At 68.2% G+C, this 15,609-nt stretch carries 12 protein-coding genes; 8 read left to right on the top strand and 4 right to left on the bottom strand.

Translation table 11 applies throughout. The features are described from left to right. Nucleotides 1–848: 848 nt before the first annotated feature. Together E3U26_RS02775 and E3U26_RS02770 are read right to left on the bottom strand one after the other, a co-directional pair. Nucleotides 849–1,619 (bottom strand): Bax inhibitor-1/YccA family protein, encoded by a 771-nt coding sequence (locus tag E3U26_RS02775; RefSeq protein WP_036760057.1) that lies wholly within the window; start codon nucleotides 1,617–1,619, stop codon nucleotides 849–851. Between the two features lie 122 nt (nucleotides 1,620–1,741). After that, the gene (locus E3U26_RS02770) at nucleotides 1,742–2,710 is read right to left on the bottom strand and encodes an NADPH:quinone oxidoreductase family protein (protein WP_499105400.1); all 969 of its coding nucleotides are present in this window, start codon (nucleotides 2,708–2,710) and stop codon (nucleotides 1,742–1,744) included. Between the two features lie 179 nt (nucleotides 2,711–2,889). Here E3U26_RS02770 and E3U26_RS02765 point away from each other — a divergent pair, with 179 nt between their 5' ends. The 7 genes from E3U26_RS02765 to E3U26_RS02735 all read left to right on the top strand — a co-directional run bounded on the left by E3U26_RS02765 (nucleotide 2,890) and on the right by E3U26_RS02735 (nucleotide 12,300). Beyond that, nucleotides 2,890–3,249, top strand: coding sequence for a helix-turn-helix domain-containing protein (locus E3U26_RS02765; protein ID WP_499105399.1), 360 nt, complete (start codon nucleotides 2,890–2,892; stop codon nucleotides 3,247–3,249). Nucleotides 3,250–3,333: 84 nt separating this feature from the next. Further along, complete coding sequence (gene hisN / locus E3U26_RS02760; protein ID WP_036760037.1) at nucleotides 3,334–4,149, top strand: histidinol-phosphatase; 816 nt, start codon at nucleotides 3,334–3,336, stop codon at nucleotides 4,147–4,149. An 88-nt stretch (nucleotides 4,150–4,237) separates the two neighbouring features. Then, nucleotides 4,238–5,623, top strand: a complete 1,386-nt coding sequence (mgtE, locus tag E3U26_RS02755; RefSeq protein ID WP_036760038.1) for a magnesium transporter — start codon at nucleotides 4,238–4,240, stop codon at nucleotides 5,621–5,623. Further along, nucleotides 5,620–6,210, top strand: a complete 591-nt coding sequence (locus E3U26_RS02750) for a 5-formyltetrahydrofolate cyclo-ligase (protein WP_499105398.1) — start codon at nucleotides 5,620–5,622, stop codon at nucleotides 6,208–6,210. Before mgtE ends, E3U26_RS02750 begins: the two co-directional genes overlap by 4 nt. Nucleotides 6,211–6,605: 395 nt before the next feature. Then, nucleotides 6,606–10,226, top strand: a complete 3,621-nt coding sequence (locus E3U26_RS02745) for a vitamin B12-dependent ribonucleotide reductase (protein ID WP_072464121.1) — start codon at nucleotides 6,606–6,608, stop codon at nucleotides 10,224–10,226. A gap of 61 nt (nucleotides 10,227–10,287) precedes the next feature. After that, nucleotides 10,288–10,539 carry a hypothetical protein gene (locus E3U26_RS02740; RefSeq protein ID WP_036760042.1) on the top strand — a complete coding sequence of 84 codons (252 nt, stop codon included), beginning with the start codon at nucleotides 10,288–10,290 and terminating at the stop codon, nucleotides 10,537–10,539. A gap of 213 nt (nucleotides 10,540–10,752) precedes the next feature. After that, complete coding sequence (locus E3U26_RS02735) at nucleotides 10,753–12,300, top strand: DegQ family serine endoprotease (RefSeq protein WP_499105397.1); 1,548 nt, start codon at nucleotides 10,753–10,755, stop codon at nucleotides 12,298–12,300. A gap of 77 nt (nucleotides 12,301–12,377) precedes the next feature. Here the strand turns inward: E3U26_RS02735 and E3U26_RS02730 are convergent, their stop codons facing one another. After that, on the bottom strand, nucleotides 12,378–13,148 hold the full coding sequence (locus E3U26_RS02730; protein ID WP_499105395.1) for an invasion associated locus B family protein: 771 nt from the start codon (nucleotides 13,146–13,148) through the stop codon (nucleotides 12,378–12,380). Between the two features lie 464 nt (nucleotides 13,149–13,612). Between E3U26_RS02730 and E3U26_RS02725 the strand changes: the two genes are divergently transcribed. After that, nucleotides 13,613–15,187 carry a P-loop NTPase family protein gene (locus E3U26_RS02725; RefSeq protein WP_499105394.1) on the top strand — a complete coding sequence of 525 codons (1,575 nt, stop codon included), beginning with the start codon at nucleotides 13,613–13,615 and terminating at the stop codon, nucleotides 15,185–15,187. Here the strand turns inward: E3U26_RS02725 and E3U26_RS02720 are convergent. Beyond that, nucleotides 15,174–15,506 carry a DUF6477 family protein gene (locus E3U26_RS02720; RefSeq protein WP_499105393.1) on the bottom strand — a complete coding sequence of 111 codons (333 nt, stop codon included), beginning with the start codon at nucleotides 15,504–15,506 and terminating at the stop codon, nucleotides 15,174–15,176. The genes E3U26_RS02725 and E3U26_RS02720 overlap by 14 nt on opposite strands. Between the last annotated feature and the right edge of the window lie 103 nt (nucleotides 15,507–15,609).

Below are 15,609 nucleotides of genomic sequence, written 5' to 3'. Positions count from 1 at the left end.
GCCGGAGGGCGCCGAAAGCGGCGCCGGTTCGCTGCCCGGCAAGGCGACGACCGGCGGTCCGCGCGCCGCCCATGGCGCATCATCCCCGGCCCGGCGCATCCCGGATGCAACGATAGCGGCATGTCTTGCGACAATATCGTCAGCCGGCCCTGGCATCCGCGGCCGGGCAGGGCGGCCGAGCCGGGACATGCGGGCATCCGCTTCATGGCGCAGGCAGAGGGGGAAGCGTGCCGTCTGTCGCTGGCCGGGGCGGATCCGCGCGGTGGCAGGGATGGGCGCCGGCCGGCTTGCAGCGCCTTGCGCATCCAGACGAGGCCGGTCGGCGCTGGGGAAAGGGTCCGGGTGCTCCGAGATGGCCGTGGTGCGGCGGCATTCTGGGCAGCGGCTGGCGAAGCGCGCCGTCAAGGCGTCCACCTGGCGGCCCTGCACAGCCCGGCAGCGCGGCGCGCATTCGGGCCGCGCCTCGAAGGCCCTGGGGAAGCGGGCACGCACATCCGGTGCCGCCCCGCCGTCACCGAAGAACCGGCGGAACCCGGCGCGCGGCAGGCGCCGCCGCCGGGCCGGCGGCGGGATCGTCACCGCGCCGATGCCGCCGTCGACCAGCGCCCGGCCGGCGGCCTCGCGCCGTCCCGCCTTGGGGGGAGCAGGGTTTTCCATACCCTTTCATAGCCCCGGCGGCGATTCGCCTCAACCGGACTGGCCAGCAATGCATACCAAAGGATCATGGGTGGCGTTTTAGTAGACATGGATGAACAATTCGTGCCTGGCTGCCCGCCTGCGCAGCAAAAGGCCCCGCCGGGCGATTGCGCCGGCGGGGCCGAAAAGGAAGCTCCGGGATGCTTCCGGCCTTATTCCCGGTTGCCCAGGAATTGCAGCAGGAACATGAACAGGTTCAGGAAGTCCAGGTACAGCTGCAGCGCACCCATGATCGCGGCCTTGCCCAGGAAGTCGCGGTCCGAGTTGGCCAGCTGCAGATAGGTGTTCTTGATGTTCTGCGTGTCGAAGGCGGTCAGCCCGGCAAAGATCAGCACGCCGATCGCCGAGATGGCGAATTGCATCGCGCCCGATTTCAGGAAGATGTTCACGATCGAGGCGACGATCAGCCCGATCAGGCCCATCATCAGGAAGGTGCCCATCCCCGACAGGTCGCGCTTGGTCGTGTAGCCGTAAAGCGACAGGCCGGCGAAGGCGATGGCGGTGATCAGGAAGGTCTGGATGATCGAGAAGCTGGTATAGGCGGCGAAGATCCAGCTGATCGAGATGCCCATCACCGCGGCGAAGGCATAGAACAGCGTGGTCGCGCCCTGCACCGACAGCCGGTTCAGCGCGGCGCCGAAGGCAAAGACCATGACCAGCGGCGCGAACATCACCACCCATTTCAGCGGCGACAGATACAGCGTCTTGCCGAACTCGGTCAGGTAGTGGCCATTGCCGAGCGCCCATTGCGTCGGCGTGTCGGAAAGCGCCAGGCCCGCCATGCCCCAGGCGGCGCCGGCCGTCACCAGCATGCCCACGGCCATCAGGCCATAGACCTTGTTCATATAGGCGCGCAGGCCCTCATCCACGGCAGCCGAGCGCGTCGCGGTCCCGGCCGTGCGGATCGAATTGTAGTCTTGCATAGGTTCTCCCCGGTCGAAAATCGCGGTGCGGCCCGCATGGCCGACCATCCACGCAGATATTGGCAAAGCACGCCGGTTTTTCAATGCAGAACCGGCGGTTTTGGCCCTGGCTGACGAAAATTTCAGATGCTAACGATCACCTTTCCGGTCGAGCGCCGGCTGGCCAGCAGGTCATAGCCCTCGGCCAGCCGGTCGAGCGGCAGGGTGGCGCCGACATGCGGGCGCAGGCGGCCCTGTTCGTAAAGCGCGAACAGCGCGGCGATGTCCTGGCGCAGCTGTCCGGGGTCGAGCTTGCGATAGCCGCCCCAGTAAAAGCCGTGGATGGCGATGTTCTTGACCAGCGCGTGGTTGAGCGGCAGGGCCGGAGGCTTGCCGCCGGCAAAGCCGATCACCAGGAAGCGGCCGCCGGGGCGCAGGGCGCCGAAGGCCGCCTCGCCGGGCGCATCGCCCACGGGATCGTAGACCACGTCGACGCCCCCCATCTCGCGCAGCGCGGCGCGCAGGTCGGGGCAGGTCTCGCTGTCGATGCAATCCGCGGCCCCCGCCGCCCGCGCCACCGCCAGCTTGTCGGCCCCGCGCGCCACCGCGATCACTCGCGCGCCCAAGGCGGCGCCGATCTCGACCGCGGTCAGCCCGACCCCGCCCGCGGCCCCCAGCACGGCCAGGGTCTCGCCCGCGCGCAGGCCCGCGCGCAGCGTCAGGGCGAAATGGCTGGTGCCATAGGCGATCAGGAAGCCCGCCGCCTCGTCATAGCTCATGGCGTCGGGGATCGGATGGCAGCTTTCGGCGGGAAACAGGTTGGCCTCGGCCATGGTGCCCTGGCCTTGCACGACGACGCGGGTGCCGGGCGCCAGCGCCACGCCTTCGCCCGCCGCCAGCACCTCGCCCGCGCCCTCGAGTCCGGGGATGAAGGGCAGGGGCGGCGTCTCCTGATACTGTCCCTTGGTCATCAGCAGATCGGCGAAATTCAGGGCGGCCGCGCGCAGGCCCACCAGCACCTCGCCCGGACCGGGCGCGGCCAGCGACAGCCTGCCCACGACGGGAGAGCCGGCCATTTTGTTGATTTGCATCATTTTCCAGGTCGTATTCATGATTCCTCCCACCGCTTTCCGCCTGCTTCCGGCCCGGCTTTTTCCCATGTTTCCGGGGGGTTCGGCCAGAGGCTTTCGGTGCCCGCAACCGATTGTCTTTTTGGACAAGTGGCCATTATCGACCTCGAAAATTGCGCCGTTCTGATGTAGCGCCCGTTTAGATTGAGTGAGGTGTTACCATGAAACATAACGTGGATGTCCATGTCGGAAAGCGGATCCGCCATCGTCGATGGATGATCGGCATGACCCAGCAGCAGCTGGCCGAAAAGGTCGGGATCAAGTTCCAGCAGATCCAGAAATACGAGACCGGGATGAACCGGGTCTCGGCCTCGCGGCTTTGGGACATCGCGCGGGCGGTGGACGTGCCGATCAGCTTCTTCTTCGAAGGGCTCGAGGACGGCCATGTCCAGAACTCGGTCGAGGGCGACATCCTGGCCGACAAGGAGGCGCTGCAGCTGGTGCGGGCCTATTACGCCATGCCCGAGGCGCAACGCCGCCAGATCTTCGAACTGGCCCGCGTGCTGTCGGACGCGGCCTGATCCGAACCCGCCGCGTTCCGGGGCTTTCGCTTGCGGAATACTGCGGCTAAACCTGCGCCCGAAGCATATCCGCGGGGGCAGGTCATGACGAGCGCGAACAAGACCAATCCTGTCGAAGACGCCGAACGGATCGTCGCCGTGGCGCATCGCCTTGCCGATGCCGCGCGGGCCGAGACGCTGAGCCTGTTTCGCAGCCCGGCATTGCGGCCCGACAACAAGGCCGCGACCGGCTTCGACCCGGTGACGGAAGCCGACCGGGCCAGCGAACGCGCCATGCGCGCCATCCTGGCCGCCGAGCGGCCCGAGGACGCGATCCTGGGCGAGGAATACGGCGCCCAGGCCGGGCGAAGCGGCCTGACCTGGGTGCTGGACCCGATCGACGGCACCCGCGCCTTCATGGCCGGGGCGCCGAGCTGGGGCGTGCTGATCGGGCTCAGCGATGCGCGGGGCCCGATCTACGGCATCGTGGACCAGCCGCATCTGGACGAGCGGTTCGAGGGCGGGCTGGGCCATGCCCGGCTGATCTCGGGCCGCGGCACCGTGCCCTTGCGGGCGCGCCGCGGCGTCGCGCTGGCCCAGGCGACGCTGATGACCACCTATCCCGAGGTCGGCGACCCCGCGGAACATGCCGCCTTTTCCCGCGTCGCGGCGCGGGCGCGGCTGGTGCGTTACGGGCTCGACTGCTATGCCTATGCGCTGCTGGCCGCCGGCCATGTCGACCTGGTGATCGAGGCCGGGCTGCAACCCTATGACGTGGCCGCGCCCATCGCGGTGATCCAGGCGGCGGGCGGGGTCGTCACCGACTGGCAGGGCGGGCCGGCGCATGGCGGCGGCACCATCCTGGCCGCGGGTTCACAAGAATTACATGCCGAGGCGCTAGCCCTGCTCAAGGGCGATTGAGGCCCCGGCGCGGGCCCCCTATGGTGCCCCGACCGACTTTCCCGACCGCCATCCTCGTCGCAAGACCCGAACCCCGAGGAGCCAGCCGATGACCGAGCCGCGCGAAACCGACACGGATGCCCCCGAAGCCGATTTCCAGCTGAGCCGGCAGGACATCGACGCGATCAACAAGGCCGTGGACGACGGCGACGGCCCGGCGCTGGACGCCGCGCTCGAGCCGATGCACGCCGCCGACATCGCCGACCTGATCGAGCAGCTGACGCCGGCGCGCCGGCGCGAGTTCCTGCATCTCTATTCCGGCGAGATCGACGGCGAGATCCTGTCCGAGATCGACGAATCCATCCGCGACGAGGTCATCGAGCAGCTGCCGCACGAGGTGGTGGCCGAGGCCGTGCGCGAGATGGACAGCGACGACGTCGTCGACCTGATCGAGGACATGGGCGCGCCCGAGCAGCAGGCCATCCTGGCCGCGCTGGACGAATCCGACCGCGCCGCCGTCGAACGCTCGCTGACCTGGCCGGAATATTCCGCCGGCCGCCTGATGCAGTCCGAGGTGGTGACGGCCCCCGAGCATTGGAGCGTGGGCGAAACCATCGACTTCCTGCGCGCCGAGGAATGGCTGCCAGACCAGTTCTATCACGTCGTGCTGGTCGATCCGCGCCGCCACCCCACCGGCTATGTCACCCTGGGCAAGCTGCTGGCCTCGCGCCGGCATGTGCTGCTGGGCGACATCCGCGAGGACAGCTTCCGCACCATCTCGGCCCGCCAGGACGAGGGCGATGTGGCGCATGCCTTCAACAAGTATCACCTGATCTCGGCCCCGGTGGTCGATGACGACGACCGGCTGGTCGGGGTCATCACCATCGACGACGCCATGTCGGTGCTGGACGAGGAACACGAGGAGGACATCCTGCGCCTGGCCGGCGTCGGCGAGGACAGCGCGATTTCCGATACGGTGGTCGAGACCATGCGCCAGCGCGTGCCCTGGCTTGCGGTGAACATCCTGACCGCGCTGGTCTCGGCCTCGGTCATCGCGTTCTTCGAGGACGCCATCGCCCGGCTGGTGGCGCTGGCGGTGCTGATGCCGATCGTCGCCTCGATGGGCGGCAATGCCGCGACCCAGACCCTGACCGTCGCCGTGCGCGGCCTGGCCACCAAAAGCCTGACCCGCACCAATGCGCTGCGCATCGTGCGCCGCGAACTGGCGGTGGGCCTGGGCAACGGGCTGCTGTTCGGCCTGGCGCTGGCGGGCGTCACCTATGTCTGGTTCCGCGATCCCAAGCTTAGCCTGGTGATCGCCATGGCCATGGTGGTGAACCTGTTCGTCGCCGCGCTGGGGGGCATCCTGATCCCGCTGGGGCTGGAAAAGGCGGGGGCCGATCCGGCGCTGGCCTCGGGGACTTTCGTGACCACCGTGACCGATGTGGTGGGCTTCTTCACCTTCCTCGGCCTTGCCGCGGTGATCCTGCTGTGAGCGCGGACCCGGCACTCAAGCACGCGCTGCGCCAGGCGGCGCTGGCGGCGCGGGCCGGGGGCGGCGACGATGTCGCGCTGACGCGCCACCTGGTCGCGGCGCTGGCCCCCCATCGCGGCAAGGTGCTGGCCGGCTATTGGCCGATGCGGGGCGAGGCCGATCCGCGCCCGGCCATGGCGGTCCATGACGGGCCGGTCTGCCTGCCGGTGGTGATCGGCCCGGCCCGGCCGCTGGAGTTCCGCGCCCATGGCGACCGGCTGGAGCCGGGCCGCTTCGGCACCCTTCATCCCCCCGCCGATTCGCCGCTGCTGCGCCCGGATGTGCTGATCGTGCCCCTGGCCGGGTTCGACCGGGCCGGGCACCGGCTGGGCTATGGCGGCGGTTTCTACGACCGCACGCTGGCCCGGCTGCGCGCCGAGGGGGCGGTGGTTGCCATCGGGCTGGCCTATGCGGCGCAAGAGATTCGCGCCATCCCCGCCGAGGCGACCGACCAGCCCCTTGACCTGATCGTGACCGACCGGGGCGTCATCCTGCCGCAGCCGGAAAAATCGCAGGACGCGAGTGCGGGAACGAACTTGCAACCCTGACGCCTTGCGGCTGGGGATAAGCCTGTGGAAACCGGGTGAGCGGCTGCAAGGAACCCTGCCAGATCGCTTGGCTTTTCGCCGCCGGCCGCGACGAGGCAGTTGTTAACAGTGCATTTGCAGCGAATCTCATGACGTCCCAAGGGTCGGGATCGGCGGCGAAGTCCAGCAAAAATTTTGATTGAAATGCGTGCTGTCTCGGGTCAATTTGTGGCCCAGGCTTTCGGCGCCACCAGATCTTGTGTCTTTTTCGACAAGTGATCCGGTCCGGCGGCGGGGGCGAAGATCAGGAAAAATGCTTCGGGGTGCCGTGCGATCCGGCCGCCTGGGCCCGTGCCTTGGCGCGGGTGGCGGCGGTCGGCATGCGGCCTTGTTGCGGATGACGGGGGACAGTCAGGATGCGGATCGAACGGCGCTTCACCACGGTCGAGAGCGGGGCTTACGGCGCGCTTTCCTTTACCACCACCAGCAGCGAGATCCGCAACCCGGACGGCACCGTCGTCTTTCGCAACGACGCGGTCGAGGTGCCCCAGGGCTGGAGCCAGGTCGCCTCGGACGTGATCGCGCAGAAATATTTCCGCAAGGCCGGCGTGCCGGCGCGGCTCAAGCGCGTCAAGGAAAAGGGCGTGCCCGAGTTCCTGTGGCGCTCGGTGCCCGACGAGGCGGCGCTGGCGGCCCTGCCCGAGGAGGCGCGCTTTGGCGGCGAGAGCAGCGCGCGGCAGGTCTTCGACCGCATGGCCGGCGCCTGGACCTATTGGGGCTGGAAGGGCGGGTATTTTTCCAACGAAGAAGACGCCCGCGCCTATTACGACGAAATGCGCTACATGCTGGCCAGCCAGATGGGGGCGCCGAACAGCCCGCAATGGTTCAACACCGGCCTGCATTGGGCCTATGGCATCGACGGCCCCGGCCAGGGCCATTTCTATGTCGACTACAAGACCGGCAAGCTGGTCCGGTCGGACAGCGCCTATGAACATCCCCAGCCGCATGCCTGCTTCATCCAGTCCGTCGCCGACGACCTGGTGAACGAGGGCGGCATCATGGACCTGTGGGTCCGCGAGGCGCGGCTTTTCAAATACGGCTCGGGCACGGGCACCAATTTTTCGTCCCTTCGTGGGGAGGGCGAGAAACTGTCGGGCGGCGGGAAATCTTCGGGACTCATGGGCTTCCTGAAGATCGGAGACCGCGCAGCCGGCGCGATCAAGTCGGGCGGAACGACCCGGCGCGCGGCAAAGATGGTGATCTGCGACATGGATCACCCCGACATCGAGCAGTTCATCAACTGGAAGGTCATCGAAGAACAGAAGGTCGCCTCGCTGGTGGCGGGTTCGAAGATGCATGAGCGCGAGCTGAATGCCATCTTCGCCGCCATCCGCGCATGGGACGGCAGCGCCGAAGATGCCACCGATCCCGCCCGGAACGCCGCGCTGAAGGCGGCGATCCGCGGGGCGAAGCGCGTGATGATCCCGGAGACCTATATCAACCGGGTTCTTCAATATGCCCGCCAGGGCTTTGATTCCATTGAGTTCCCGACCTATGATACCGATTGGGACTCGGAAGCCTATGTCTCGGTCTCGGGGCAGAACTCGAACAACTCGGTGCGGGTGACGGATGCCTTCCTGCGCGCCGTGCGCGACGACCTGCCCTGGGAGCTGGTGCGGCGCACCGACGGGCGGGTGACGAAGACCGTCTCGGCGCGCGAGCTGTGGCAGCAGATCGGCCATGCCGCCTGGGCCTGCGCCGATCCGGGCATCCAGTTCCACGACACCATCAATGCCTGGCACACCTGCCCCGAGGACGGGCCGATCCGCGCCTCGAACCCGTGCAGCGAATACATGTTCCTGGACGACACCGCCTGCAACCTCGCGTCGATGAACCTGCTGAGCTTCTGGCAGGACGGCGAGTTCGACGCCGACGGCTATGTCCATGCCTGCCGGCTGTGGACGGTGACGCTGGAAATCTCGGTGATGATGGCGCAGTTCCCCAGCCGCGAGATCGCGCAGCGCAGCTATGACTTCCGCACGCTGGGGCTGGGCTATGCCAATATCGGCGGGCTTCTGATGAACATGGGGCTGGGCTATGACAGCGAGCAGGGCCGGGCGCTGTGCGGCGCGCTGAGCGCGATCATGACCGGCGTCTCCTATGCCACCTCGGCCGAGATGGCGGCGGAGCTGGGGCCGTTCCCCGGCTATGGCAAGAACGCCGGGCACATGCTGCGGGTGATCCGCAACCATCGCGCGGCGGCTTACGGGACCGGCGCCTATCAGGGCGTGAACGTGGCCCCGGTGGAGCTGGACGCCGCGAATTGCCCCGACCCGCGGCTGGTGGCCCTGGCGCAGGGCGCCTGGGACGAGGCGCTGACCCTGGGCGAGGAGCACGGCTATCGCAACGCCCAGGCGACGGTGATCGCGCCCACCGGCACCATCGGGCTGGTGATGGATTGCGACACCACCGGCATCGAGCCGGATTTCGCGCTGGTGAAGTTCAAGAAGCTGGCCGGCGGCGGCTATTTCAAGATCATCAACCGCTCGGTTCCCGCGGCGCTTGAGGCGCTGGGTTACGGCTCGGCCCAGATCGAGGAGATCATCGCCTATGCCGTGGGCCATGCGAGCCTGGGCAATTGCCCTGGCATCAACCATGCCAGCCTGGTCGGCCACGGCTTCGGCCCGCGCGAGCTGGAAAAGATCGACGCGGCGCTGGCATCGGCCTTCGACATCCGCTTCGTCTTCAACCAGTGGACGCTGGGCGAGGCCTTCTGCCGCGAGACGCTGGGCATCCCGGCCGACAGGCTGAACGACCCGAGCTTCGACCTGCTGCGGCACCTGGGCTTCACGCGGGCGCAGATCGAGGCCGCCAACGACCATGTCTGCGGCACCATGACGCTGGAGGGCGCGCCGCATCTGAAGCCGGAACATTACCCGGTCTTCGACTGCGCCAATGCCTGCGGCAAGAAGGGTACCCGCTACCTGTCGGTGGACAGCCATATCCGCATGATGGCGGCGGCGCAGAGCTTCATCTCGGGCGCGATCTCCAAGACCATCAACATGCCCAACAGCGCAAGCATCGCCGATGCGCTCGCCGCCTATGAGCTGAGCTGGTCGCTGGGCATCAAGGCGAATGCGCTTTATCGCGACGGCTCGAAACTGTCGCAGCCGCTGGCCTCGGCGCTGGTCGAGGACGACGAGGAGGCTGAGGAGATCCTGGCCAGCGGCAGCTTGCAGGAAAAGGCCGTGGTCATCGCCGAGAAGGTGGTCGAGAAGATCATCGTCAAGGAAGCCGTGCGCAGCCATCGCGAAAAGCTGCCGCAGCGCCGCAAGGGCTATACCCAGAAGGCGATCATCGGCGGGCACAAGGTCTATCTGCGCACCGGCGAATATGACGACGGCAAGCTGGGCGAGATCTTCATCGACATGCACAAGGAAGGCGCGGGCTTCCGGGCGATGATGAACAATTTCGCCATCGCCGTGTCGGTGGGCCTGCAATACGGCGTGCCGCTGGAGGAATTCGTCGATGCCTTCACCTTCACCCGCTTCGAGCCGGCGGGGATGGTCCAGGGCAATGACAGCATCAAGAACGCGACCTCGATCCTCGACTACGTGTTCCGCGAACTGGCCGTGTCCTATCTGGACCGCACCGACCTGGCGCATGTGAAGCCGCAGGGCGCGCGCTTCGACGACCTTGGCGGCGGCGAGGCCGAGAGCCAGCCCAATGTCGCCCCGGTCAGCGAGGGCGCCTCGCGCTCGCTCGAGATGCTCAAGCAGATCAGCTCGACCGGCTATCTGCGCAAGCGCCTGCCGCAGGATCTGGTGGCGCTGCAATCCGGGGTCTCGGTTGCCGCGGTGGCGACGGCCGAGGGGGCCGCGGCTGCGGTGGGCGTCGTCGCCATGGATGCGCGCACCAAGGCGCGGATGCAGGGCTACGAGGGCGATCCCTGCGGGGAATGCGGCAATTACACGCTGGTGCGCAACGGCACCTGCATGAAGTGCAACACCTGCGGCGCGACCAGCGGTTGCAGCTGAGGCGATCGGGGTCCGGGCGCGGAAACGGCGGCCGGATCCTGGCCAGGACGAAAGGCAGGACATGGAACTGATCGTCGGCACCAGGCGCATCGCCGCCGCCGCCATCCATCCGATCCCCGGCGGGGTCGAGGCCGAGTTGCGGGGCGACGCGGTCCTGCCCTTGCTGGACGCGACCTTCCACGGCGCCGGCCGGGTCGAGATCCTGGGCGGCGGCATGGACCGCCGACCGATGGACGTGGCCGGCATCGAGATGCGCGGCGCCTCGACCCTGGTCACGCTGCTTTGCGCGGGCGAGGCGGCGGCGCTGCACTGAAGGATCATCGCTGCGATGAAACCTGTTCCGCGTCCTTTGGCCGCGGAACTTTTTTATGCTCAGGCGCTTGCGCCCGGCATTGCCTGCAAGTCACGATCAGTTCATCCTTTGCGAGCGTGGTTCATTTGCAACGGGCTCGAAAATCCCCTTGAACATGAGCATATTGCCAGGAGACCGGGTAGCGCCGCCCCGGCATGGAAGGAGACAATCCAGATGAACAGACCCTCTTCCCGCCATTTCCTGACCGCTTCGGGGCTTGCGCTGCTGATGGCCCTGACGCCGGCCGTCGCGCAAGAGCCGGCGACGCCCGGCGCCGATGCCGCGCAGGAGGCCGCGAACAGCAACCAGCCGCTGACCGCACCCGACAGCCAGGCCCGCCAGCAGCAGGTCATGCCCGAAAGCTTTGCCGACCTGGTCGAGAAGGTCAGCCCGGCCGTCGTCAACATCACCACCACCTCGACCGTCTCGACGCCGCTGGTGCGCGGGCCGCAACTGCCCGAGGGCAGCCCGTTCAGCGACCTGTTCCGCGAATTCGGCTTTCCGGGCTTCCCGCCGGGCGAGGGCAATCCCTTCCAGCGCGGGCCGCAGCAGCGCGAGCAGCGCTCGAACGCGCTGGGGTCGGGCTTCGTGATCTCGCCCGACGGGCTGATCGTGACCAACAACCATGTCATCGACGGTGCCGACGCGATCGAGGTCGAGTTCTTTTCGGGCAACCGGCTGCCCGCCAAGGTGATCGGCAAGGACGACAAGACCGACATCGCCGTGCTGAAGGTGGAAAGCAGCGATGCCTTGCCCTTCGTCAAGTTCGGCGACAGCGACCGGGCGCGGGTGGGCGACTGGGTTCTGGCGCTCGGCAACCCGCTGGGGCAGGGCTTCTCGGCCTCGACCGGGATCGTCTCGGCCCGCAACCGCGCGCTTTCGGGCACCTATGACGATTTCATCCAGACCGATGCGGCGATCAACCGCGGCAATTCGGGCGGGCCGCTGTTCAACATGGACGGCGAGGTGATCGGGGTGAACACCGCGATCCTGTCGCCCAACGGCGGTTCGATCGGCATCGGCTTCTCGATGGCCTCGAACGTGGTCAGCAAGGTGGTCGAGCAACTCGAGGAATATGGCGAGACCCGGCGCGGCTGGCTGGGCGTCAAGATCCAGCCTGTGACCGACGACATCGCCGAATCGCTGGGCCTGGCCGAGGCCAAGGGCGCCATGGTCACGGATGTTCCCGCCGGCCCCGCCGCCGATGCCGGGATGAAGGCGGGCGACGTGATCACCCGCTTTGCCGGCGGCGCGGTCGAGGATCCGCGCGACCTGGTGCGCCGGGTGGCCGATGCGCCGGTGGGCGAGGCGGTCGAGGTCGTGGTCCAGCGCGACGGCGAGCCGGTCGAGCTGAAGGTGACGCTGGGCCGGCGCGAGCTGGCCGAGGGCACCGGCGGCGGCAAGGTAGACAGCGCCGAGGAATCGGCCAGCGATCTGATGGGCATGACGCTGGCGCCGCTGACGCCCGAGATCGCCGCCGAACTGGGGGTGTCGCGCGACATGCAGGGGCTGGTGGTGCAATCGGTCGAACCGACCGGGGCCGCCGCCGACAAGGGGCTGGCCGCGGGCGATGTCATCACCGAGGCCGGCCAGCAGCCGGTCGCCACGCTGGCCGATCTGGAGGCGCGCATCAAGGAGGCGCGCGATGCCGGGCGCAAGTCCATCCTGGTCATGGTGCGCCGCGCCGGCGAGCCGCGCTTCGTCGCCCTGCCGGTGGGATGAGCGCATGAAAAGGGCCGGGGATGACCCGGCCCGTCCTTTGGTCGGGGCGCCCTGCGGCGCCCCGTTTTCGTTGCGGCTTACTGCTGCTGCGGCGCCGCGGCCGGGGCGGCTGCGGGGGCCGGGGCCGGCGCGGCGGCGAGGCCCTTGTTCGCCTCGGCCAGCGCGTTCATGCCGGCGGTGAAGCCGGTCAGCGACAGCGGCAGCTTGACCATCTGCTCCTGCGGCGCGCCGAAGGGCAAAAGCGACAGGGTTGCGGCCTTGCCGCGCTTCAGCGGGCCCAGGTCGGATTCGGCCAGGCCCACGCGCGACACGCAGCCGACCTGCGCGCAGAGCAGGAAGGGATAGCGCGATTCCTTGCCGGCATCGACTTGCAGCCCCACGCCGGCCTGGAGGTCGGTCTCCAGGGGCGCGATGAAGGTGATGACGGCCTGGACCTCGCCGGTCATCGGGATGACCGAAGCCTCGGCCACCGGCGAATCCTTGTCGTCCCTGAGCAGCTGGTAAAGCTCGCAGGGATCCTTGCCGTCCTGCGTCTTCATGCAGCGCAGCGTCCAGTCGCCATGGGTCGCCCTGGCATAGGGCTGGCCCACCTGCGGCTCGCCATCGCCGGCGGCCTCGGCGGCAGGCGCTTCGGTGGTGGGGGCTTCAGCGGCGGGTGCCTCGGCTGCGGGGGTTTCGGCGGCGGGCGCTTCGGTGGCGGCCTCGGCTGCGGGGGCTTCGGCCGCAGGGGCCTCGGCTGCCGGCTGGGCCGGGGTCTGGGTGCTTGCGTCCTGCGCCATCACGCCGGCGGCGCTGCTAGCCAGCGCAACAAGGGCGGCAACCAGTGCCGCGGATGTCCTGTTGACCATGTTCTCTTCCTTTGGTCCATGCATCGGCCCCGGTCCTAACATGGGCATCGCGCCTTGTCAGGGCGGATCGCATCGCGCGGCGTCACCTTTGCGTTGGCATGGATGCGGGACGCCGCAAACACAAGGATCCGGGGCGCGCAAGACCGCTGCCCCGGATCCCATGGCTTACCTTCCCTGCCGGACTGGCCGGTCATCATTGCGCGGAAGGCTAGATGCAGCGGGACAGGCCGTCAACTGTCCTAAAGGTCAAATATGACATCGCCGCGACGCATGCGCCATCTGACCGCATCGCAGGCAGCCTGGGCGAAAAAATGCCGCGCCCGAAGGCGCGGCAGTCCAACAGGGAGGAAGCCGGCCATCCGCCGATGCGGGGTCCGGCAAGGAACAGACTGGCACAAAATCCTTGCGATTGTATTGTCCTTTCGTCCTAGCCTTGCGCTTTTTTGCCGATCCGTGGAGGAAACATGACAGGCATCGTCGATCTGGACGCCGGAACCGTCTTCGTGGGCGGCGGCGGCCCCGGCCACGCCCAGCCGCAAAACCTGCTGCTGAAATATGCCAATCGTCACGGGCTGATCGCCGGCGCGACCGGAACCGGCAAGACGGTGACGCTGCAAACCCTGGCCGAATCGTTTTCCCGCGCCGGCGTGCCGGTGTTCATGGCGGATGTGAAGGGCGACCTGGCCGGCATCGCCCGGCCCGGCGATCCGAACGGCAAGCTGCATGGCCCCTTCCAGGCCCGCAGCGAAACCATCGGCATGGCGCTGGACTACCAGGATTTCCCCGTCACCTTCTGGGACATCTGGGGCGAACGCGGCCACCCGGTCCGCACCACCCCGGCCGAGATGGGCCCCCTGCTTCTGTCGCGGCTGCTGGGGCTGACCGATGCGCAGGAGGGGGTGATGAACATCGCCTTCCGCGTCGCCGACGAGCAGGGGTTGGCGCTGCTGGACATGAAGGACTTGCAGGCCATGCTGGTCTGGGTCGGCCAGAACGCCAAGGACCTGTCGCTGAAATACGGCAATGTCTCGACCGCCTCGGTCGGTGCGATCCAGCGCGCGCTGATGGTGCTGGAGAACGAGGGCGGCGCCCGGCTGTTCGGCGAGCCGGCGCTGGAACTGGCCGACATGATGCGGCTGGATGCCTCGGGCAAGGGCATGGTCAACATCCTGTCAGCCGAGCGGCTGATGAATGCGCCGCAGCTTTATGCCACCTTCCTGCTGTGGCTGATGTCCGAGCTTTTCGAGCAATTGCCCGAGGTGGGCGACCCGGACAAGCCGCGCATCGCCTTCTTCTTCGACGAGGCGCATCTGCTGTTCGACGACGCGCCGCCGGCGCTGGTGGACAAGATCGAGCAGGTGGCGCGTCTGATCCGCTCCAAGGGCGTCAGCCTGTGGTTCATCAGCCAGAACCCGGCCGACCTGCCGGATGCGGTGCTGGGGCAATTGGGCAACCGGGTCCAGCACGCGCTGCGCGCCTTTACCGCCAAGGACCAGAAGGCGCTGCGGCTGGCGGCGCAGAACTATCGCCCGAACCCCGATTTCGACACCGCCGAGGCGATCCAGGCCGTCGGCACCGGCGAGGCGGTTACATCCCTGCTGGAGGCAAAGGGCGTGCCGGGCATCGTGCAGCGCACCCTGATTCGCCCGCCACTGTCCCAGCTTGGCCCGATTTCGGATGCCGAGCGGGCGGCGATCAATGCGGCCTCGCCCATGGCGCTGAAATACGGCCGGGCGCTGGACCGCGAATCGGCGGCCGAGATCCTGGCCAAGCGCGCCGAGGCGGCGGCCGCGGACAGCGCCGGGGCAGGGGCCAAGGGGGCGGACGACGACCTGTGGCAGATGGACCGCGAATATACCCGCGCGCGCCGCTATGACCCCGGCCTGCGGGTTCCGGCCGAGCCCAAGCCGCGCGCGCGCAGCTCGAACAGCGATTCGATCGCCGTGACCTTCGGCAAGAGCCTGGCCCGGCAACTGGGCACCAGGACCGGGCAGGCGCTGGTGCGCGGCGTGCTGGGTTCCTTGTTCAGGGGCAAGTGACCCGGTTCGGCACCGGGCGGGGCGCGGCCTCGGCCGTCTCGGCCAGGATCGCGATCAGCAGCATGACGTGGCGGTGCATGTCGTAGCCGGCCTGGCCGCTGCGGCGGATCAGGTCCAGCCGCTCTTCTTCGGCCAGAAGCCGCGGCAGGGCGATGCCCGCGGGCGGCGGCGCGTCGCATTTCAGCACCCGGCGCAGGTCGCGCCGGCGGCTCCAACCCGCCAGCCCGGCCCTGGCGGCGCGCACCAGCAGGCGCGGGCGGCGCAGAGGCGGCTGGCCCAGGCGCGGCTGAAAGGCGATCACATTGCTCATCATCGTCATGGCGGTTTCCTCTGCCGGTCGAATCCGGTGGAATTATTTGCAACCTTGGGATGTGTTGCGCCGCCCGCCCGTGCTGCGCGCGCCGCAGCAAGGAATCGTTAGG

The organism is Paracoccus ferrooxidans, assembly GCF_029909815.1.
Lineage (GTDB): Bacteria > Pseudomonadota > Alphaproteobacteria > Rhodobacterales > Rhodobacteraceae > Paracoccus > Paracoccus versutus.
This window is presented reverse-complemented; position numbering and strand designations above follow the sequence as displayed.

Bases quoted from the DNA above. Each gene is read 5' to 3' on its own strand.
- E3U26_RS02775 (WP_036760057.1), bottom strand. From the start codon at position 1,619: ATGCAAGACTACAATTCGATCCGCACGGCCGGGACCGCGACGCGCTCG.
- E3U26_RS02770 (WP_499105400.1), bottom strand. From the start codon at position 2,710: ATGAATACGACCTGGAAAATGATGCAAATCAACAAAATGGCCGGCTCT.
- E3U26_RS02765 (WP_499105399.1), top strand. From the start codon at position 2,890: ATGAAACATAACGTGGATGTCCATGTCGGAAAGCGGATCCGCCATCGT.
- hisN (WP_036760037.1), top strand. From the start codon at position 3,334: ATGACGAGCGCGAACAAGACCAATCCTGTCGAAGACGCCGAACGGATC.
- mgtE (WP_036760038.1), top strand. From the start codon at position 4,238: ATGACCGAGCCGCGCGAAACCGACACGGATGCCCCCGAAGCCGATTTC.
- E3U26_RS02745 (WP_072464121.1), top strand. From the start codon at position 6,606: ATGCGGATCGAACGGCGCTTCACCACGGTCGAGAGCGGGGCTTACGGC.
- E3U26_RS02740 (WP_036760042.1), top strand. From the start codon at position 10,288: ATGGAACTGATCGTCGGCACCAGGCGCATCGCCGCCGCCGCCATCCAT.
- E3U26_RS02735 (WP_499105397.1), top strand. From the start codon at position 10,753: ATGAACAGACCCTCTTCCCGCCATTTCCTGACCGCTTCGGGGCTTGCG.
- E3U26_RS02730 (WP_499105395.1), bottom strand. From the start codon at position 13,148: ATGGTCAACAGGACATCCGCGGCACTGGTTGCCGCCCTTGTTGCGCTG.
- E3U26_RS02725 (WP_499105394.1), top strand. From the start codon at position 13,613: ATGACAGGCATCGTCGATCTGGACGCCGGAACCGTCTTCGTGGGCGGC.
- E3U26_RS02720 (WP_499105393.1), bottom strand. From the start codon at position 15,506: ATGACGATGATGAGCAATGTGATCGCCTTTCAGCCGCGCCTGGGCCAG.